Source organism: Mesorhizobium maamorense (genome assembly GCF_044998965.1).
In the GTDB taxonomy this organism is placed as follows: Bacteria; Pseudomonadota; Alphaproteobacteria; order Rhizobiales; family Rhizobiaceae; genus Mesorhizobium.
In genome coordinates this window covers 2,822,910-2,841,728 of record NZ_CP173356.1, presented here as the reverse complement: position 1 = coordinate 2,841,728, position 18,819 = coordinate 2,822,910, and the positions used below count along the sequence as shown (strand labels likewise).

Annotated in this window: 17 protein-coding genes and 1 pseudogene; 11 read left to right on the top strand and 7 right to left on the bottom strand. The window is 63.8% G+C overall.

Annotated elements, in window-relative coordinates; translation table 11 throughout:
• The first annotated feature begins 94 nt into the window (after nt 1-94).
• Together ACIU1A_RS14470 and ACIU1A_RS14465 are read left to right on the top strand one after the other, a co-directional pair.
• Nucleotides 95-823, top strand: a complete 729-nt coding sequence (locus ACIU1A_RS14470; protein WP_140495239.1) for an AzlC family ABC transporter permease — start codon at nt 95-97, stop codon at nt 821-823.
• Nucleotides 820-1,116 (top strand): AzlD family protein, encoded by a 297-nt coding sequence (locus tag ACIU1A_RS14465; protein ID WP_140495242.1) that lies wholly within the window; start codon nt 820-822, stop codon nt 1,114-1,116. The genes ACIU1A_RS14470 and ACIU1A_RS14465 overlap by 4 nt, the downstream gene beginning before the upstream one ends.
• Nucleotides 1,117-1,162: 46 nt before the next feature.
• Here ACIU1A_RS14465 and ACIU1A_RS14460 read toward each other — a convergent pair whose 3' ends face one another.
• From ACIU1A_RS14460 to ACIU1A_RS14450, 3 genes are all read right to left on the bottom strand, one after another.
• Nucleotides 1,163-3,007, bottom strand: coding sequence for an aminopeptidase P family protein (locus ACIU1A_RS14460; protein ID WP_404927574.1), 1,845 nt, complete (start codon nt 3,005-3,007; stop codon nt 1,163-1,165).
• Nucleotides 3,008-3,093: 86 nt separating this feature from the next.
• Nucleotides 3,094-3,966 (bottom strand): 50S ribosomal protein L11 methyltransferase, encoded by an 873-nt coding sequence (locus tag ACIU1A_RS14455; protein WP_140557545.1) that lies wholly within the window; start codon nt 3,964-3,966, stop codon nt 3,094-3,096.
• A 9-nt stretch (nt 3,967-3,975) separates the two neighbouring features.
• A complete protein-coding gene (locus ACIU1A_RS14450; protein WP_140495247.1) occupies nt 3,976-4,554 on the bottom strand; it encodes an SCO family protein in 579 nt (192 codons plus the stop codon).
• Between the two features lie 220 nt (nt 4,555-4,774).
• On the opposite strand from ACIU1A_RS14450, the gene ACIU1A_RS14445 reads away from it, so the two are divergent.
• The 3 genes from ACIU1A_RS14445 (at nt 4,775) to ACIU1A_RS14435 (ending at nt 6,772) form a co-directional block, all read left to right on the top strand.
• Nucleotides 4,775-5,278, top strand: coding sequence for a CreA family protein (locus ACIU1A_RS14445; protein ID WP_140630936.1), 504 nt, complete (start codon nt 4,775-4,777; stop codon nt 5,276-5,278).
• Between the two features lie 79 nt (nt 5,279-5,357).
• Entirely contained in the window at nt 5,358-5,999 is a 642-nt protein-coding gene (locus tag ACIU1A_RS14440; RefSeq protein ID WP_140516571.1) for a DapH/DapD/GlmU-related protein, read from the top strand.
• Between the two features lie 332 nt (nt 6,000-6,331).
• On the top strand, nt 6,332-6,772 hold the full coding sequence (locus tag ACIU1A_RS14435; RefSeq protein WP_181165307.1) for a low affinity iron permease family protein: 441 nt from the start codon (nt 6,332-6,334) through the stop codon (nt 6,770-6,772).
• A 68-nt stretch (nt 6,773-6,840) separates the two neighbouring features.
• Here the strand turns inward: ACIU1A_RS14435 and ACIU1A_RS14430 are convergent, their stop codons facing one another.
• The gene (locus ACIU1A_RS14430) at nt 6,841-7,707 is read right to left on the bottom strand and encodes an SDR family NAD(P)-dependent oxidoreductase (RefSeq protein WP_404927573.1); all 867 of its coding nucleotides are present in this window, start codon (nt 7,705-7,707) and stop codon (nt 6,841-6,843) included.
• A gap of 158 nt (nt 7,708-7,865) precedes the next feature.
• Between ACIU1A_RS14430 and ACIU1A_RS14425 the strand changes: the two genes are divergently transcribed.
• A complete protein-coding gene (locus tag ACIU1A_RS14425) occupies nt 7,866-8,147 on the top strand; it encodes a hypothetical protein (RefSeq protein WP_140495255.1) in 282 nt (93 codons plus the stop codon).
• Between the two features lie 4 nt (nt 8,148-8,151).
• Here the strand turns inward: ACIU1A_RS14425 and ACIU1A_RS14420 are convergent, their stop codons facing one another.
• Complete coding sequence (locus tag ACIU1A_RS14420) at nt 8,152-8,727, bottom strand: TMEM175 family protein (protein WP_140495258.1); 576 nt, start codon at nt 8,725-8,727, stop codon at nt 8,152-8,154.
• 237 nt (nt 8,728-8,964) lie between these two features.
• Here ACIU1A_RS14420 and ACIU1A_RS14415 point away from each other — a divergent pair, with 237 nt between their 5' ends.
• Nucleotides 8,965-9,369: an SH3 domain-containing protein gene (locus ACIU1A_RS14415; protein WP_140495260.1), complete on the top strand. Its 405-nt coding sequence runs from the start codon at nt 8,965-8,967 to the stop codon at nt 9,367-9,369.
• A 195-nt stretch (nt 9,370-9,564) separates the two neighbouring features.
• Nucleotides 9,565-10,773, top strand: a complete 1,209-nt coding sequence (locus ACIU1A_RS14410) for an MFS transporter (RefSeq protein ID WP_404927572.1) — start codon at nt 9,565-9,567, stop codon at nt 10,771-10,773.
• A gap of 12 nt (nt 10,774-10,785) precedes the next feature.
• On the opposite strand, the gene ACIU1A_RS14405 is transcribed toward ACIU1A_RS14410, so the two are convergent.
• Nucleotides 10,786-12,258: an MATE family efflux transporter gene (locus ACIU1A_RS14405; RefSeq protein ID WP_404927571.1), complete on the bottom strand. Its 1,473-nt coding sequence runs from the start codon at nt 12,256-12,258 to the stop codon at nt 10,786-10,788.
• Nucleotides 12,259-12,426: 168 nt separating this feature from the next.
• Nucleotides 12,427-13,917, bottom strand: coding sequence for an esterase-like activity of phytase family protein (locus tag ACIU1A_RS14400; protein ID WP_404927570.1), 1,491 nt, complete (start codon nt 13,915-13,917; stop codon nt 12,427-12,429).
• A gap of 309 nt (nt 13,918-14,226) precedes the next feature.
• On the opposite strand from ACIU1A_RS14400, the gene ACIU1A_RS14395 reads away from it, so the two are divergent.
• The 3 genes and pseudogenes from ACIU1A_RS14395 (at nt 14,227) to ACIU1A_RS14385 (ending at nt 18,641) form a co-directional block, all read left to right on the top strand.
• The gene (locus ACIU1A_RS14395; RefSeq protein ID WP_404927569.1) at nt 14,227-16,638 is read left to right on the top strand and encodes an FAD-dependent oxidoreductase; all 2,412 of its coding nucleotides are present in this window, start codon (nt 14,227-14,229) and stop codon (nt 16,636-16,638) included.
• A 12-nt stretch (nt 16,639-16,650) separates the two neighbouring features.
• Nucleotides 16,651-18,203: pseudogene (locus tag ACIU1A_RS14390) on the top strand (trimethylamine methyltransferase family protein).
• A 123-nt stretch (nt 18,204-18,326) separates the two neighbouring features.
• Entirely contained in the window at nt 18,327-18,641 is a 315-nt protein-coding gene (locus ACIU1A_RS14385) for a hypothetical protein (RefSeq protein WP_140567336.1), read from the top strand.
• The last annotated feature ends 178 nt before the right edge of the window (nt 18,642-18,819 follow it).

Genomic DNA, 18,819 nt, shown 5'->3' with positions numbered 1-18,819 from the left:
GGCAATCATTTCCGCTGATTGTTGGGCTCAACCGAATTCGTGTGACAAGGCGGGCCACGCTACCTAGATCAGGCCATTCTCCTGGGAGTTATCCATGGTGTCGGATGCAATTTCCGAGAACGGCGCAAAGAGCGATTTCTGGCAAGGCGTGCGGCTTTCCATGCCGGTCGTTGTGGCGTCGGCGCCGTTCGGGGTGCTGTTCGGGGCGCTGGCCGTCGACAATGGCTTCTCGGTGTTCGAAGCCTTCCTGATGAGTGCGATGATTTTCGGCGGCGCCAGCCAGATGGTCGGCATCGAGCTGTTCGGCCAGCATGTCGCGCCGTGGCTGATCGTGCTGTCAATCTTCGCCGTCAATTTTCGCCACGTGCTCTATTCGGCCGGTATCGGCCGGCGCATAGCGCACTGGCCTGTGGTCAGCCAAGCGCTCGGCTTCTTCATCCTCACCGATCCGCAATTCGCCGTCGCCGAGGCGAGGGCGCAATCCGGCGAGACGGTCGGCTTCGCCTGGTATCTCGGGCTCGGCCTGCCGGTCTATGTATTCTGGGTGATCGAAAGCGCGCTCGGCGCGGTGTTCGGCAAGCTCATCCCCGACACGCATGCGCTGGGCATCGATTTCCTGCTGCCGATCTATTTCCTTGGCCTGGTGATGGGCTTCCGCAAGCGGCCGTTGTGGCTGCCGGTGGTCGTCGCCAGTGCTTGCGCCTCGATCGTCGCCTACAAGACGGTAGGTTCGCCCTGGCACGTCTCGATCGGCGCCATCGCCGGCATGCTGCTGGCCGTCATCCTGCCGCCCCACCACTCAGGCGTGAAGGCACGGCCATGAGCACGACGTTCTGGATCATCATCGCCGGCGCGATCGCCACTTATCTTACGCGCATCGGCGGACATCTGGTCATCTCGCGCTTCGACAATATCCATCCGCGCGTCGAGGCCGGCCTCAACGCGGTGCCGGCGGCGGTGCTGACGACATTGGTGGCGCCGGAACTGTTGAATGCCGGACCGGCGGAATGGGCGGCGTTGGTTGTCACCGCTGTGGTTTCGCTGCGCGGCGGGCTGATGGCGATGTTTTTGGCTGGTGCGGCGATGCTGATCCTGGCGCGGCAGTTCGTGGGGTAGAGTTCCGGGCGCGATCGTTCGAACGCTGGCGCCGCCTTAGACGCACTCAAATCTTAGCGCCATGCGGTAACGGCGCCGTTGCCTTTTCCAGCCAGGCCAGCGTCTCGCCGTCGAGCATCGGCCCGATCTCGGCCAGCACGCGGGCGTGGTAGGTGTCGAGCCAATGCAGCTCGTCGCGGGTCAACAAATCCGAGCGCACCAGCCTGACGTCGATCGGCGCCAGGGTCAGCGTCTCGAAACCGTGCATGGCGATGTCGCCGCCGTCGATCTGCTCGGCCGGCGTCACCAGGATGAGGTTCTCGATGCGGATGCCGTAAGAACCTTCCTTGTAATAGCCCGGCTCGTTGGACAGCATCATGCCTTCGAGCAGCTTTTCGGTGCCCGTGCGGGCGATGCGTTGCGGGCCTTCGTGCACCGCCAGATAAGAGCCGACGCCATGGCCGGTGCCGTGGGCGAAGTCGCAGCCGTGCTTCCACAGCGCCATGCGGGCGACGGCGTCGATTTCCGAGCCGCGCGTGCCGGCGGGGAAACGCAGCGTGGAAATGCCGATCATGCCTTTCAGCACGAGCGTGAAGCGTTCGCGCATTTCCTCGGTCGGCTGGCCGATCGGCACGGTGCGGGTGATGTCGGTGGTGCCGTCCTGATATTGGGCGCCGGAATCGAGCAGGAACAGCTCGCCGGCCTGGAGCTTGCGGCTGGTGGCGCGTGAGACGCGGTAGTGCATGATGGCGCCATTCGGGCCGGCGCCCGAAATGGTGTCGAAGGAGACGTCGCGCAGCGGCATTTGCGTTTCCTCGCCGGTCTGCCGGCGCGTCTCTTCCAGCCGGGTGACGACCGCGATCTCGTCGAGCGAGCCGGGCTTCTGGCGGTCGAGCCAGCACAAAAGCTTCGCCACCGCCGCGCCATCGCGCCGATGCGCGGCGCGCGAGCCGTTGATCTCGGCCTGGTTCTTGGTGGCGCGCGGGATGCGGGCCGGGTCGGGAGCGGCAATCACCTCGCCGCCATTGTCCTCGACCAGCATGCGCAGCCTGTCGGCGGCCAAAACGGGGTCTAGCGCGATTTTCGCGCCGCTCTTGGCCAGCGCCACGACCGCTGCCTCGAATTCACCGGGCTCATGGGGCTCGGCAAGCTGGGTGAGATACGCCGCAACCTGGCGCGAGAATTTTCGGCTGTCCATGAATAGCCGGTGCCGTCCGTCGGCAGCGAGGACAGCAAAGCCGAGCGCCAGCGGCGTGTGCGGTACGTCGCCGCCACGGATGTTGAAGGCCCAGGCGATCGAGGAGGGATCCGTCAGCACCGCATGGGTGGCGCCCTCCTTGCCGATCGCCGCCGCCAGCCGCGCCAGCTTGTCCTTGGCGAGCTCGCCGGCAAAACCGATGGGATGGAGTTCGATGGGAGCGACCGGTGGTTCCGGCTGATCCTTCCAGATTATGTCGATCGGGTTCGTCTCGAGCGGCACCAGCACAGCGCCGGTCTTTTCGGCCGAGGCCCGCAGCGCCTTGACCTCGCCGATCGTGTGCAGCCAGGGGTCGAAGCCGAGCCGCGCGCTCTTGCCGAGGTTATCCTTGAGCCAATTTGCAGGCGGATTGTCGACCAGGCTCTCGATCGAGAAGATACCGAGATCAACCTCGCCGCGCACCTGCAGCGTGTAGCGTCCGTCGACGAAGATGAAGGCGCGGTCGCGCAGGATGATGGCAACGCCGGCGGAGCCGCTGAAGCCGGTTAGCCATTTCAGCCGCGCCGAGCGGTCGGCGACATATTCGCCCTGATGCTCGTCGGCGCGGGGAACGACAAATCCATCCAGGCCGTTTTCCGCCAGCCATTGGCGCAGCAGCGCCACGCGCGGTCTGCCGACGGCCGGATTGCCAGCGGAATCAAAGGTCTGGAACATGGTGGCGTCTCCCTCGATAGTGCCCGACCGTAGCGCATGGAGCTGGAAACCGGAATCGATTTTCAGCAGGGCCAGACGGGGCTGCGTCACCGTTTGAGATGGATCGTCACCCAGCCTTCGCGGTGCAGCGTTCTGACATGGCGAAAACTCTGGCCGACATAGGCGGAGATCACCGCGTCGCGCTGCCGGTCGAGAATGCCTGACAGCACCAGCGAGCCGCCGAGGCTGATGTGTCGCGCCATTTCCGGAGCAAGCCGCATCAGCGGCCGCGCCAATATGTTGGCGATGATCAGGTCGAAAGGCGCACGCCTGGCAAAGATCGGATGGTGGAATCCGGGAGCGGTCACCGTCTCCACCAGCGCCTTTACGTGGTTGAGCCGTGCATTGGCGGCGGCAACGCTTACCGCCACCGGATCGATGTCGGTCGCAAGCACGGGAATATGGAAGAGCTTGGCCACAGCGATGGCCAGCACCGCGCTGCCGGTGCCGAGATCGAGCGCGTTGCGCGGCCGCTCGCGCCGCGTCACCTTTTCCAGCATTTCCAGGCATCCGGCGGTGGTGCCGTGGTGGCCGGTGCCGAAGGCCAGCCCCGCTTCGATCTCGATGGCAAGCTCGCCACTGTGGCGTTTGCGGCGATCATGCGCGCCATGCACGAAGAAACGGCCGGCACGCACCGGTTTCAGCCCTTCCAGCGAGCGCGCCACCCAGTCGATATCGGGCAAGGTCTCGCGCTCGACCGGCCTGGACAGGGCTAGCCCTGCCAGAATGTCCTTCACCCGCGCCTCGACCGCATCCACATCGCCGTCGGCATAGAGAGAGACTTCATGAATGTCCGCGTCCTCATCGACCTCCAGCACGGCTATCGGCAAGCCTTCGTCCTCAAAGGCGGCATCGAGGGCGGCGAAAATTCTGGTGGATTCGATCTTGCCGGCGGTGAAATGGAGCCGCGTCTGGGTCATGGATTCGCATCAGCCCTTGGCCGCGAGGCGTTTGAGCTTTTCCACCGCGGTGTCGGCGCTTTCGCCATAGGCGATCGTGCCGGCGAAATCGCCCTTGCCGTTGAGCAGCAGCACCGAGGCGGTATGGTCCATCGTGTAGTCGCCGTCGCCGGTGTCGACCTTCTTCCAGTAGATGCCGAAGGACTTCGCCATGGCGTGGACTTTGTCCGGGTCGCCCGATATGCCGGTGATGCGGTCAGAGAAATTGCTGACATAGGCGTTCATGACCGCGGGGGTGTCGCGCTCCGGATCGACTGAGACGAAATAGGCATGCAGGTTCTTGCCATCGTCACCAAGCGTCTTCAGCCAGCCGGACAGTTCGAACAGCGTGGTCGGGCAGACCTCTGGGCAATGGGTGAAGCCGAAGAAGACGACGCTGGGGTGGCCCCGGAAGGCGGCTTCGGTGATCGGCGCGCCTTTCTGGTCGACCAGCGTAAAGGCGGCACCGAAAGGCTCGCCGCCATAGTGGCCGCGATACCAGTCGAAGGTCAGCCAGCCTATGCCGGCCGCCATCAGGACGAGAATGCCGACCAGTATTGAGCGCATCATCAGTAGGATTCCGTCTTGTAATTTCATCGGCATGCCGGCCATGGCCAGGCAGCCCTTGGTTCGGCGAACAGTCTTAGCGGTTCGACCGGGTACACGCAAAGGTGCCGCGTTGACGCAACCGGCCGTGACCTATCCCGGCGTTTTGATCGGGACCGGCGGCTTGCAATGCAATGTCCTTCGCCCCACCTGAGACCGGCAAACTTGAACCTCGGAGGCTATCTTGCAACGACTGATTGGGCGAAATCTGATCGGCGGCGCCCTGGCCGCGTGCCTTGTCCTTGGCGCCGGTGCTGCAGTCGCCGATGAAGTCGGCAAGGTCGGCGTCGACTGGCTCGGCAACGACATCATCGTCGAAGCGATCAAGGACCCGAAGGTGGACGGCGTCACCTGCCACGTGTCCTATTTCGACCGCGGCATCATCGACCGCCTGCACAAGGGCAACTGGTTCGAGGATCCTTCCGATTCCTCGATTTCGTGCCGCCAGACCGGTCCGATCACCATCGGCGACATCGACATGAGCGAAGGCGGCGAGGAGGTGTTCAAGCAAGGCATCAGCCTGATCTGGAAGAAGCAGGTGGTGAACCGCATCTACGACAAGGCCAACGAGACGCTGATCTACCTCTCGCATTCGCGCCAGGTGCAGAACGGCTCGGCCAAAATGTCGGTCACCACCGTGCCACTCTACGGCCAGAACGTGGTGTGGACCAAGGGCAAGCCGAAATAGATGTTCTTTCGTGCAATTGACCTGACCGACAATTGCTCCCGGCTTGCGGGAGCTATTGCCCTGACGTAAAGCCGCCCGCATGGACCGTTCCGAAAATCTCGTGCTGAAAGATCCTGAGCCGCGTATCCATCCGACGGCGGAGCTGAAAGCATGCAAGCTCGGTCGCTACGCCTCGATCGGGGAGCGGGTGGTGCTGCGCGAAGTGAGCGTCGGCGATTTTTCCTATTTCGAGCGGCACGCCGAGGCGATCTACACGAACATCGGCAAATTCTGCTCGATTGCCGCCAACAGCCGCATCAATGCGCTGGATCATCCGATCGAGCGACTGACCCAGCACAAGGTCAGCTACCGGCCTAACGAATATTTCCGCTGGCTGGGCGTCGATGCCGTCTTCCGCGAACGGCGCCAGGCGAAGGCGGTGAGCATCGGCCATGACGTGTGGATCGGCCACGGGGCCGTGATCATGCCCGGCCTCACCATCGGCAATGGCGCCGTCGTCGGCGCCAATGCCGTCGTCACGCATGACGTGCCGCCCTATACGATCGTCGCCGGGGTGCCGGCCAAGCCGCTTCGGCCGCGCTTCGCAGCCGATGTCGCGGCGCGGATCGAGGCTCTCGCCTGGTGGGACTGGCCGGTCGAAAAGCTCGCCAGCGCCGTTCCCGACATGCAGGCCATGACCATCGAGACCTTCCTGGACCGCTGGGAAAATCACGCCGCGTGAGTGACGCCGGCGCGGCTGAAGAGCACGCGCATTTGCGCCAAAGGCGCGCTTCAGGGAACCACTGTGCGAGCGCTCCGGACTGAACCCCTTCCGTCATGCGGGGGTGGCGCAACGGAAGGGGCTGGAGGTAAACCGCTGTGAAGCGGAAGGAACAGGCTGTTTTGCCTGCACCGTTACTGTGACACCAAACCGATAAAGCGTGTTGTCCTTCCGATTCCCTTGATGCGTGCATTCGATTGCGGCGGTTGTATTTCTTTCCGATGGGAACCCGATATGGCCGCCGGTTGTTCCTTCCGGCGTACCGCACGGCGCGGCGCTGTTTGAGGGACCCCATGATCGAGAAGCTCTTCACCAAAATCGCCAACCGGGTGGCCCACCTTGCGGGGCTGTCGCCGACATTCGCACTCTGCTGCCTGATCGTCATCATCTGGGCAGTAAGCGGCCCACTCTTCGCCTTCTCGGACACTTGGCAACTGGTGATCAACACCGGGACGACGATCATCACCTTCCTGATGGTGTTTCTCATCCAAAACACCCAGAATCGAGACGGCGCGGCAATCCAGGCCAAACTGGACGAGTTGATCCGGGTCAGCGAAGCCAAGAACACCTTCATCGGTATCGAGCATCTGACCGAAGCCGAGGTCCAGGAGATCCGTGCCAAATGCGAGCGGGCAGCGAAGCGGCATGACGAGAAAATCGCGGCCGTAGCTGCCAAGAAAGCCGTGGCGTCAAAGAGCAAACCGAAAAAGCAGGTGGCTCGAAGCACCGGCTGAAACCGGTTAACCCCCAAGGGTTCCGTCGTGACCCGATCCGAACACCGGCTCTCATTTTTCGGACATGCTCATTGCTTCATGAATGCCGCGAAGGCATCCTTGTGGTCGGGGTGCCAGCGCGACAGAGCAGGGCGGTTTTCGATGATGTCGCCGATCGCCCAGGCCATGCGTTTCTCATCCAGCGGACGCGTCACCTCGTTGTCAGGGCACAGGATGTAGAAGTCGCGCTTTGTCAGGGATTCCAGCATGAAATCAACGACCTGTTCGCCGGTCCAGGCGCCGGCCGGCTTCTCGGTCGCACCCTCGGTCAGGCCGGTATAGGTGAAGCCCGGGATCAGCAGATGCGCCGACAGATGGGCACCCGGTTCGTTGCGCAGGGCATGCGCCAGTCCCTCGGTAAAGGTCTTCACGCCGGCCTTGGAGACGTTGTAGGCAAGGTTTCCAGGCGGCGTGGTGATGCCTTGCTTGGAGCCGGTGTTGACGATCAGACCCGGCTGGCGGGCTCCCAGCATGCGGGGCACGAAGGCTTCGACGCCATGCACGACACCCCAGAAATTGATGTCCAGCAGCTGCTTCCAAGCGTCGCGGTTCTCCCACGGCTTGCCCGGGTTGTTGCCGACACCAGCATTGTTCATCAGCAGCGACACATTGCCGAAGGCGCCAAAGGCTCTTTCGGCGAGACGATCCACGTCTTGTGCCTTCGAAACGTCGGCGGCGACGGCCAGCACGGCATCGTCGCCGGCGATCGCGGAAACAACACGGGCCGCATCCTCAAGACGCGGGCCGGCGATATCGGCGAGCACGATCTTCATGCCCATGAGAGCCAGCCGCTTCGCGGCCGCAAGACCAATGCCGCTGGCAGCACCGGTAATGACGGCGGCATTGCCCGAACCAAGCGCGGGCAAAGCGGTCTGGAGTTCTGCGTCGGTCAGCATGGGCGGCGGATTCCTTCTTGCGATGGCGCCGAACTTAGCGCCGGAGCGGGCTGGCGCAAGCCTCCACGCGCCTGGCTGCGCTTCAGCAGCCTGCTGGGCCGGGTTGACCGGTCCAGCCGAGACTGCGCATGGTGCCTCGCAAAAAGGAGATTTCCCGATTGACGGACTGGATCGAAATCCTGAAGCAGCAGACCACCATTGGCGATCAGATGAGCCGCGAAGTGCCGCAGATGCTGGCAAACCCCGAGATCAACGAAGCACAGGTGAAGACGCTGTTTTCCGCCTTGGAAAAACAGGCGGATTTCGTCGAGAAGCTGCGCATGGCGCTGGAAAAGTTCGGCCATGACTTTGCGGTCATCAAGGCGGCGGAACGGCTGGAAGAGCGCTACGCCGATCTTGCCGCGTCGGTGGCCGAGAAGCTGAAAGCGATGCGCGAATAGATCCCTATTTTTCGATCACGCGTGCGAAACGCCGGTCCGGCACAAGCCAGACCAGGGCAACCAGTACATAGATCGCGACGCCGATCCACTGGCTGATGAAGGTCAGCGGGATGGCGCAGAGATAGGCGACAAGCGAGATCTTGCCCTTGCGGTCGTTGCCGATCGCCCTGGCAAAGGCCGTATCGTTGCCGTGCAATCGGTGAAGCGTCACGACGAGAATGAAGTAGGCGATGGCGCACAGCGCAAGATCGGCGCCGTAGACGGCGACCGGCACCGGCGCGAAATGGTTTTCGCCCATGAAGGCCGTCGTCACCGGCATCAGCGACAGCCAGAACAGGAGATTGAGGTTCGCCCACAACACGCGGCCGTCGACCCGCTGCACGGTGTGGAACATATTGTGCAAATTGTTCCAGTAAAGGCCGACGTTGATGAAGGACAGCACGTAGCTGAAAAAGATCGGCCATAGCGGCAGCAAGGCCGAGAGATCCTCGCCGTGCGGCACCTTCAGTTCAAGCACCATGATGGTGATGATGATGGCCACGACGCCGTCGGTGAATGCCTCGACCCTGCCTTTGCCCATGATTTGCGCCCTATGTCCGGTGTCGATCGTTGAAGATGCTAAATCGTTAGCTGATGTTGTCAGGCCGATAAACGCCATCCGGGAAATTTCTCAACTATATCAGGGGAAACTCTCCCGCCAGGCCGGCTCGCGGCAATGGTTTGCTGTGGCAAATTGTTGACTTTTCTTGCCACAATCCTCCATCGAAGACAGGCTCGGCTGAACCACATACGGCCGAGCGATCGAATGGAGTGACGGATGAGATTTCGATTTCTGCTCTGCCTCGCGACCATTCTGGCCGCCATCCTCGGCACGTCGGCCGCCGCGTTCGCCTACAGCGCCCACACCACCACCAACCTCAACGTGCGCTCCGGGCCCGGGTCGGGATATGCCAAGGTGGGGACGCTGCCAGCCGGCTACAGGGTGAACGTCACCGGCTGCCAACCGGGTTGGTGCAGAATCCATGGCGGCGGCTTCAGCGGCTGGGCCAGTTCCGGCTATCTCTCGCGGGCCCATGTCGTTCGCCCGCCGGTGATCATCGTGCGCCCGCCGCATGGTCCGCCGCACTGGCAGCATCGGCCGCACCGTCCTCCGCACCATCGCCCACCGCACAAACCGCGTCCCGGGAAGTGCAAGATCGCACCAGGTTTCTCCTGCAAATAACGGATTGCAGCGGGGTCACACGACAGGATGTCGTGACGGATCGGAACCATCGGCTCCGACACGAGCCTGTTCAGCCAACGGGTTTCCCGGTCCAGACAACGTCCGTCATGCTGTCAGGAGCCCGCCGGCCGGCCGGAACGTCGGGAGTAAGGGCGCGTTAAGGTCGCGATCCTGAACCGATGAAGAGGTTTGGCCATGGCCATTCGTGACTTGGCGCATACGCGCAACGAAGCAGGCGGCGAGGCTCTCGCAATTCCGGTGGTTGCCACAATGATCGCCGTTCTGTTTGCCGGCAGCACGGTGCTGACGCCGCTGTACATCATCTACAAGCAGCAATTCGGCTTTTCACAGATCACGCTGACGCTGGTCTACGCGGTCTATGTCGTCGGCAATCTCGGCGCCCTGCTGATGTTGGGCGGCGCGTCGGATGTCGTTGGGCGCCGGCCTGCCGCTCTCGCGGCCATGATCGTCGCCGTCGCCAGCGCGCTTGTCTTTCTGTTCGCCAACAATGTCGTTCTGCTCGATGTGGCGCGCGTCCTGAGCGGGCTTGGCATCGGTGTCGGCGCGGGGACCGGAACGGCATGGATCGCCGAGCTTCTCCCCGGCGCTGACAAGGCGCGCGCCAGCGTCATTGCCACCAGCACCAATTTCCTGGGCCTCGGTTTCGGCGCACTCGTTTCGGGACTGTTGGCGCAGTATGAACCGTGGCCCTTGCGCCTGGTCTTCATCGTTTATCTGGCGGCGCTTGTGATCGTCTCCATCCTGGTCTGGCGTACACGCGAAACGGTGGCGGAGCCTGGCGGCCTCGGGCAGATTTCCATGCGGCCGCACTTTGCCGTGCCGGATGAAATCCGCGCGCGCTTCGTCGCGCCGGCGGTGACCGGTTTCGGCGCCATGGCGCTGGTCGGCTTCTATGCCGCGGTGGCGCCAAGCATCCTGGCGCAGCAACTGCATGAGACGAACCATGCTGTCGCCGGTGCGCTGTTCTTCGAATTGGCGATCGTCACCGCGCTCAGCATCGTAGCGCTGAAGCAAATGCAGAGCGGCAAGGCCATGCTGACCGCGCTGGCGTTGATGATTCCCAGCATCCTCATGGTGGTGGCGGCGCAGATGCTGGCGTCGATGGCGCTGATGATCGTCGCCACCGCCTGCTGCGGCGTGACGGCCGCACTCGGCTATCGTGGTAGCCTGCAAGTGGTGAACGAGATCGCACCGGAGGATCGCCGCGCGGAAGTGGTATCCAGCTTCTTCATCTGCTGCTTTATCGGCAATGCCTTGCCCGTCATCGGTATTGGCATCATCTCGACCTATGCCAGCCCCATCGCGGCCAGCCTGGCGTTCGCCGGCATGATCATCGTGTTTGCGCTGGTCGCGCTGGGCTTTGGGTTGAAAAACAGGCCTTGAGAGCGGCCAGCTTCAGCCGTTCGGCGTCTCTGGGGAAAAATGCGCGCGCTGGCGCGGCACGCCGAGCCCGGTGTCGGGCGGCTCGCCGGCGGCCGGCCGATTCTCGATCATGTGCAGGGTGCGCCAGCCGCCAAGACGGTAGTAGGCCGCGGCCAGCAGCAGAGAGGTGATCGAGCCGGCCGGGAAACTCCACCACAGCGCTTCCTCGCCGATCACATCCCGCATGAAATAGGCAAAGCCGGTGCGCATGACCAGCACCGAGATCACCAGTATGACCAGCGGCGGCATCACGGCGCCCGTGGCGCGCACGGTGGCGAACAGCACGATGGTGACGCCGAACAGGATGAACGACCAGGACGCGACGTTGTTGATGTGAGCGGCGATGTCTATCGCCGCGCTGTCGCGGCTCAGGAATAGGCTGAGGATCGAGCGATCGAAGACCCATAGAAGTGCCACGAGAGTACCGGTCAGCACCAGGTTGAAGCCGACGCCTGACGCTGCGATGCGGCTGATGCGGTCCCAGCGGCCGGCGCCGACATTCTGCGCCGCCATCGAGGACACGGCCGCGCCGATGGCGAGCGCGGGCATCTGGATGTAGGTCCATAACTGCGCGGCGATGCCGTAGGCGGCGGCCACCTGCGAACCGTAGGAATTGACGATGCCCATCACCGTCAGGGCCGCGGCCGAAATCACGATCATCTGCAAACCCATCGGCACCCCCTTGAAAACGACGACGCGCAGCAAGGCGGGATCCGGCCGCAGCAGCGCCAGATTGGCGCCGGCCAGACGCAGCGGGTGCTTACGGACATAGAGCACGATCAGGATAGCGATAACGCTCACCGTCTGGCCCACAAGCGTCGAGGTTGCCGAGCCGGCGATGCCGAGCTCTGGAAACGGCCCGATGCCGCGGATGAGCAGTGGGTTCAAGATGACATCGAGCACGACGGCGAGCGCCATGAAAAAGAACGGCGTGCGCAAATCGCCGGCGCCGCGCAGCACCGTCATGACAAAGGACAGAAGGTTCATCATCGGCACGGCGACGAAGATGATGCGCAAATAGGAGCGCGCCAGCGGCAAGGCGTCGGGCGGTGTGCCGAGCGCGCCCAGAATGGCGTCGACCCAAATCCAGCCGCAGACGGCGAACAGCACCGAGACGAAGAAGAAGAAGGTGGCGCTGGTACCAACGATGCGGCGTGCCTCGGGGAGATCGCGGGCGCCGACCGATTGCGCCACCAGTATGGTGGCCGCCATGCCGATGCCGAATACCGTGCCGAGGATGAGGAACAGCACCAGATTGGCATTCGAGGTGGCGGTAAGCGCGGATTCGCCGAGGAAGCGGCCGACCCAGACAGCGTTGACCGAGCCGTTGAGCGATTGCAGCACGTTGGAGCCGAGCACCGGCAGGGCGAACAGCAGGAGCGTGCGCGGAATGGGGCCGCTGGTCAGGTCACCGGTGCGCCGGCGCGCGGGCATCTTTTCATCCATGGCGGGCAATCCGGCAAAGCTGGTTCTTTTGAGTCCGGCACGCAGGATACCGCAGGCCCGACCGGGATGCACCCTTGCGAAAGGAGCGACGGCGGGCAAGGCACGCCGTCGTGCATCCGATCAAGCTTGTCGGGCAGGAGGCGCCAGGCGGCGCCTCCTGCAAGATGCTTACTTCCTGGCGAGGCCGGGAAGCGTGACCTGAAAGACAAGGAACATGGTGTCGACATCGGCGCCGTCCTCGGCCTTGTAGGGCGCGCCGACCTGGAAACCGTCCTGGGCGAGGAAATCGTTGTCGTTGGCGACGAACAGGAAATAGTCGTCGGGCAGCTTCGGATCGAGCATGCTCGCCAGCGACATCGCTTCCCACTTTTCCGAGAGGTTGTCCTTGTCGTTGGGCGCGCCATTGTGCAGCCCGAAGCGGGCAAGCTCGGCCTTGTCGTTGATGTCGATGAACGGCATCAGCCTTGCCGGCGTGACCGACGGATCGAGCACGCCCTTGGGCGCCACCGGCTTGTCGGCGGCATCGAAGGGACCGCCGGCGATGTCGGTCGCGCCGGAAAGGTCGACAATGTCGATCTTGCGATACAGCGACTCTTCGCCCTTCAGGCCCTGGCCATTGCCGCTGTCGCGCGCCAGCATCAGGAAAGCCGTGTCCGACAGCGCCACGATCTCGCTTTGCGCAGCCACCTTGGTCTTGCCCTTGGCGTCCTTGAACACCGGCAGCGGCACGACATATTCATGTGCCAGCTTGAGATGGGCAAGATCGGAGGCGTCATAGACCAGCGCCCTGGTGTTCTGGCGCGTCGAGGCCGAATCGCCGCCGTCCTGCCGGGTCGCCGACTGCAAGACCGCGATCACGAACTTGCCGTCCGGCGTCATTGCCATGCCTTCGAGGCCCTGATTGTTCTGGCGGCCGGTTTCGGGATCCTTTGGGTCGGGTTCGGCAGCACCTGGGGCCGGATTGTCGGAAGCAAAATTGGCCGTGCCGTGGCGCATCGGCACGAGCGCGGCCGGAGGCTGGGTCGCCGACATCAGACGGCCGTCGGCGGAGAAGCGGTAGATGTCGGGACCGTATTCGTCGGAGACGAGCATGGTGCCGTCGGGCAGCCGCACGATCGCCTCGTTGTCGAGCGCGAGCTTGCCATTGTCGGCCTGCGGCAGGACAGGCATGTCGCCGGCGGCGGGACGCACGCCGTTCAGCGGGTCGAGACCGGTGGCGTCGGCACCCTTGTCGTCGGTCAGGAGCATGGTGTCGGCGAGCGTCGCCTTGACGCCGGTCTGCTCCTGGCCGGCCGCGGGCGCGGCACCTGGTGCCACCGGGGCGAACTCGATGTTGATCGTGTTGAGGCGCGGCCGGTAGTCGGTGGTACCGACGACGTTATAACCGCGGTCGGGCAGCAGCCACAGCGAGCCTCTGTAGGTGCCGGCATCATGCGTCCAGCCCGCGGTGTCGATCGACATGCCGGAGCCGGAGCCGAAGTTCTCGCCGAACCTGTCGCGCTGGCCGGCCGGGATGCGGCCAACCCCCACCAGCCCCTTGTTGACGAAACTGGCGCCGCCGACGCTGGCCGAGCTGTCGGCGAAGGCAGGCAGCGAAACGGCCGAGGCCGCCAGCGCGGCGGCCAGCAGCCGCAACGACAATGAGCGTAAATGCGTCATGGATATCCCCTTGATGACAAAGCGCCGGGACGGCGGAATTCTGAGGTTGCCTGGCGGCGGCGAGGCTGCCGCCCTGGAGGGCCGCTTGTGCCCTCGGCAAGCGGTCTAAGGCGCGAACATGATGCTTGCATGACAGTTGGTGACGCATTCGCGTCGGCCCGCCGCGACGCTGCTGGGGAAGTGCGGCCGCGCCGGAAAATCGATCGTTCCAACACAGGTTCGACAGCGTCCAGGAGCTGTTCGCAGTACTAGACACTTATGTACAGTACGTGTATGGTGCCGGTTTCGGAAAGTCCGGGGAGGGAAGCCTTGAAGTCTCACTACCGCGCAGTCGTCATCGGGGGAGGAGTGGTGGGCGCTTCGGTGCACTTTCACCTGGCGCGGTTCGGCTGGTCGGATGTGGCGCTGATCGAGCGCGCCGAATTGACGGCGGGCTCCACCTGGCATGCGGCGGCAGGGTTCCACGCGCTCAACGCCGATCCCAATGTCGCCGCGCTGCAGGATTACACCATCAACCTTTACCGCGAGATCGAGGCCGAATCCGGCCAGGACGTCGGCCTGCACATGACCGGCGGCGTCAACATCGCCAGCGATCCGGCGCGCTGGGAGTGGCTGAAATCGGCCTGGGCGGTATTCCAGTCGGTCGGCATCGAGACCGCCCGGCTGGTGACGCCTGACGAGATCAAGGCAATCTGCCCGATCGTCGACGTCACCGGCGTGCTTGGCGGCCTCTACGATTCCAACGAGGGCCATCTCGACCCTTACGGCACGACGCATGCGTATGTCGGTGCCGCCAAGAAGCGCGGCGCCGACGTGATCCTGCGCAACCGCGTGGTCGAGCTGAAGGCGCGCGCCGACGGCCATTGGGATGTCGTCACAGAGCAACGCACCATCACCGCCGAGCATGTCGTGAATGCCGGCGGGTTGTGGGCCAAGCAACTCGGCCGCATGGCCGGGGTTGAGCTGCCGGTGACGCCGATGGAGCACCATTATTTCGTCACCGATGACATTCCGGAAGTCGCTGCCCTCGACAAGGAGCTCGGCCTGGCCGTCGATCTCGACGGCTTTTCCTATCTGCGGCAGGAGCGCAAGGGCGTGCTGCTTGGCGTCTACGAGCAGAACCCGAAGCACTGGAACATGGACGGCGCGCCGTGGGATTACGGCATCGAGCTTATCCCCGAAGACATCGACCGCATCGGCCCGGAACTTGCCAAGGCGCATGAGCGCTTCCCTTGCCTGGCGACGGCAGGCATCCGCAAATGGGTCAACGGCGCCTTCACCTTCACCCCGGACGGCAATCCGATCGTCGGGCCGGTGCGCGGCCTGAAGAATTACTGGGTCGCCTGCGGCGTCATGGCCGGCTTCAGCCAGGGCGGCGGCGTCGGCAAGTCGCTGGCCGAGTGGATGATTTACGGCGAGCCGCAGGCCGACATTTTCGGCATGGACATCGCCCGCTACGGCGCCTTCGCCGCAAACCGGGAATATCTCAGGCAGACGACGCGACAGTTTTATTCTCGTCGTTTCGTCATGACCTTTCCCAACGAACGGCTGCCTGCGGGCCGGCCGCTGAAACGCCCCGGCGCCTTTGACGGCATGAGTGCGGCGGGCTGCGAATGGACGGCTTCCTGGGGGCTGGAAATCCCCGCCTATTTCGCGCCGATGGGATTCCGCGAGGAGACGACGCTCAGGCGCTCCAACGCCTTCGACATCGTCGGTGACGAGGCGCTGCAAGTCCGGCGCGCCGCCGGCCTCATCGATATCTCGGCCTATGCGCGCTACGCGATCACGGGACCGGGCGCGGAGGCCTGGCTCGACAGGCTGCTGGCCTGCAGGCTGCCGAAGGCGGGACAGGCGAGGCTGGCGCCGATGCTCGGGCCGGACGGGCGGCTGAAGGGCGATCTCACCGTCTTCAACTGGGGCAATGGCGACTACTGGCTGATGGGCTCTTACTATCTGCGCGAATTCCACATGCGCTGGTTCGAAGCGCATATGGCTGAAGGCGTTTGCGTCACCGATATTTCAGATGCGATGTCGGGCTTTCTGGTCACCGGCCCCAATGCCAGAAAGATCGTCGAGCGCACGACGCACCAGGACATCTCCGCCAAAGCATTGCCATTCATGGCATGCGGCGAATTCGACATCGGCATGGTGCGGGCAAGGGTGGCTCGCCTCTCCATCGCCGGCGAACTCGGCTTCGAGATCAACTGCCCGGCCACCATGCATGCCACATTGCGCGAAACGCTGCTTGCCGCCGGCGAGGATCTCGGCCTCGCCGAGATTGGCTATTACGCACTCAACGCGCTTCGGCTGGAAAAGAGCTTCGGCATCTGGTCGCGTGAATTCACGCAAGGCTACACGCCCGGCCAGACAGGGCTCGACCGCTTCATTGCTTTCGACAAGGGCGATTTCATTGGCCGCGAGGCGGCGCTGAAGGAACGCAAGGCCGGTGTTGCACGACGGATCGTGACGCTGGAAGTCGATGCCATCGACGCGGACGCCAGCGGCTTCGAGCCGGTCTGGCACGGCGCTCGGCGCGTCGGCTTCGTCACCTCCGGCGGCTTTGGCTACACGATCGGCAAGAGCGTCGCGCTAGCGTTGGTGGATGGCGATTTTGCCGAGGAAGGAACGGCGCTTTGCGTGCACATTGTCGGCACCGAGCGGCCGGCGCGTGTCATTCCGGCTTCGCCCTACGATCCCTTGGGCAAGGCGATGCGGCAATGAGGAGGTTTCGGGATGATCGATGACGCGGCACGCGAAGGCAGGCGCGAGCGCCGGCGAGGACGCATCGGCGAGGCCGGCAGCGAGAGCAGCCGCCGGCCCAATTACCGCTCTCTGAAGAACCCATTCCTGCCGCAGCCAATCTTTTCGGACGACCACGTCGCCTCGATCCACGACACGGCGCTGCGCGTGCTGGAAGAGCTGGGCATCAAGGTTCTGCTGCCGCAGGCGCGCGACCTGCTCGCTCGCGCCGGCGCCCTGATCGACCCCGAAACCGACATGGTGCGGATCGGCCGCGACATGGTGGCGGCCGCACTGGCCTCGGCGCCAAAATCGATCCAGACCCATGCCGGTGACCGCTCCCGCGATCTGACGCTGGAACTCGGGTCGATGACCTTCCTGGCCGGGTGCGGCGCGCCGAACGTCACTGACCTCGAACGCGGCCGCCGACCAGGCACACTGGCGGCCTTCGAGGAGTTCATCAAGCTGGTGCAGCATTTCGACGTGCTGCACATGCTGGGACCTTGCGTCGAGCCGCAGGACATCGACAACCGTTTTCGCCACTACGCCGTCAACCGGGCGCAACTGACCCTGTCGGACAAGCTTCCCTTCATCTTCGCGCGCGGCACCCCGCAGGTCGACGATAGTTTCGACATGATCAGGTTGGCGCGCGGGCTGTCCGAAGACGCGTTTCGCTCGGGCGCCCATTGCTACACCGTCATCAACACCAATTCGCCGCGCCAGCTCGACATCCCGATGGCGCAAGGCATCATCGACTTCGCCAGGGCGGGCCAGGTCCTGATCATCACGCCCTTCTGCCTGGCGGGTGCGATGGCCCCGATCACGGTGGCCGGCGCGCTGACGCTGCAGCATGCCGAGGCGCTGGCCGGGTTGACGCTGGCGCAGATCGTGCGGCCGGGCGCTCCTGTCGTCTACGGCTCCTTCTCCTCCAATGTCGACATGAAATCGGGCGCGCCGGCCTTCGGCACGCCGGAGCATATCAAGGCGACGCTCGGAGCCGGCCAACTGGCGCGCTTCACCGGCCTGCCGTGGCGTTCGGGCGGCGGCAGCGCGGCCAACATCTCCGATGCGCAGGCGGCGCATGAGACGCAGTTTGCGCTGTGGGGCTCGGTGCTGGCAGGCGCCACCGTGTGCATCCATGCCGCCGGCTGGCTGGAGGGGGGCTGAGCGTTTCCTTCGAAAAGCTGGTCACCGACATCGAGGCGTTGCAGACGGTGGCTGAACTGTGCGCCGCCACGCCCGGCGACGACGATGCCATCGGCTTCGAGGCGATCGCCGAAGTGCAGCCCGGCGGCCATTTCTTCTCGGCAGGTCACACCATGGCGCGCTACCGCACCGCTTTCTACGAGCCGCTGGTGGCCGACTGGTCGAATTTCGGCAACTGGACGCAGGCCGGTTCCAAGACCGCAACCGAACGCGCCACCGGTATCTGGAAGCGCATCCTCGCCGATTTCGAGCCGCCGGCGACGGCCATTGCCACGTCGGCTGTGCTCGATGAGTTCATCGCGCGCCGCACCGAACAGGGCGGGGCGGCGCCGGTCTCGTGAGATAGCTTATTCCTCTCATCGTCCTGAATTGTGGGTGCGATCCGGAACCTGCTGCACCTCTCATGCATTCATGGCACGGCCGGTGCCTGCTCGCATTGCGAGCCATTGAGGGAGGACGACCACATGGGTTTCGACCAGTACCACGAACCGCCCGAAGAATTGTCGCAGGAGGTGCGAACCTTCGCCCGCATGATCACCTCGCTGATCGAGGAAGCGGAAGCGATCTCCTGGTATGAACAGCGCATGTCGGTGGAGAAGGACCCGCAGGCCCGCGCCATCATGAAGAACGCGCAAGGCGAGGAGTTCAAGCATTTCGGCATGGACCTCGAATTCCTGCTGCGTCGGAAGCAGGACTGGCGCGCGGAACTGAAGGAAATCCTGTTCACCACCGGCGATATCGTCAAGGCCGGCGAGGCGGGCGAGAAGAAGGTGGATTGAGCGGTCCGGCCCGGGTGGTTACCGAAAGTTCCTTTCACTCCGGACGTCCACGCTATTGGAATTGATTCCAATCAATTTTAGCTGCGAAATCGCAAATATAATTAGCATCAAAATCTACTTCGATTTTCACAAGAAAACCTCAGGATTTTTCGGCCAGCTCCTTACCCGAGCCAGTGTC

Excerpts from the sequence above, each read along its gene's own strand:
- ACIU1A_RS14470 (WP_140495239.1), top strand. The coding sequence starts at position 95 with ATGGTGTCGGATGCAATTTCCGAGAACGGCGCAAAGAGCGATTTCTGG.
- ACIU1A_RS14465 (WP_140495242.1), top strand. The coding sequence starts at position 820 with ATGAGCACGACGTTCTGGATCATCATCGCCGGCGCGATCGCCACTTAT.
- ACIU1A_RS14460 (WP_404927574.1), bottom strand. The coding sequence starts at position 3,007 with ATGTTCCAGACCTTTGATTCCGCTGGCAATCCGGCCGTCGGCAGACCG.
- ACIU1A_RS14455 (WP_140557545.1), bottom strand. The coding sequence starts at position 3,966 with ATGACCCAGACGCGGCTCCATTTCACCGCCGGCAAGATCGAATCCACC.
- ACIU1A_RS14450 (WP_140495247.1), bottom strand. The coding sequence starts at position 4,554 with ATGATGCGCTCAATACTGGTCGGCATTCTCGTCCTGATGGCGGCCGGC.
- ACIU1A_RS14440 (WP_140516571.1), top strand. The coding sequence starts at position 5,358 with ATGGACCGTTCCGAAAATCTCGTGCTGAAAGATCCTGAGCCGCGTATC.
- ACIU1A_RS14435 (WP_181165307.1), top strand. The coding sequence starts at position 6,332 with ATGATCGAGAAGCTCTTCACCAAAATCGCCAACCGGGTGGCCCACCTT.
- ACIU1A_RS14430 (WP_404927573.1), bottom strand. The coding sequence starts at position 7,707 with ATGCTGACCGACGCAGAACTCCAGACCGCTTTGCCCGCGCTTGGTTCG.
- ACIU1A_RS14420 (WP_140495258.1), bottom strand. The coding sequence starts at position 8,727 with ATGGGCAAAGGCAGGGTCGAGGCATTCACCGACGGCGTCGTGGCCATC.
- ACIU1A_RS14415 (WP_140495260.1), top strand. The coding sequence starts at position 8,965 with ATGAGATTTCGATTTCTGCTCTGCCTCGCGACCATTCTGGCCGCCATC.
- ACIU1A_RS14410 (WP_404927572.1), top strand. The coding sequence starts at position 9,565 with ATGGCCATTCGTGACTTGGCGCATACGCGCAACGAAGCAGGCGGCGAG.
- ACIU1A_RS14405 (WP_404927571.1), bottom strand. The coding sequence starts at position 12,258 with ATGGATGAAAAGATGCCCGCGCGCCGGCGCACCGGTGACCTGACCAGC.
- ACIU1A_RS14400 (WP_404927570.1), bottom strand. The coding sequence starts at position 13,917 with ATGACGCATTTACGCTCATTGTCGTTGCGGCTGCTGGCCGCCGCGCTG.
- ACIU1A_RS14385 (WP_140567336.1), top strand. The coding sequence starts at position 18,327 with ATGGGTTTCGACCAGTACCACGAACCGCCCGAAGAATTGTCGCAGGAG.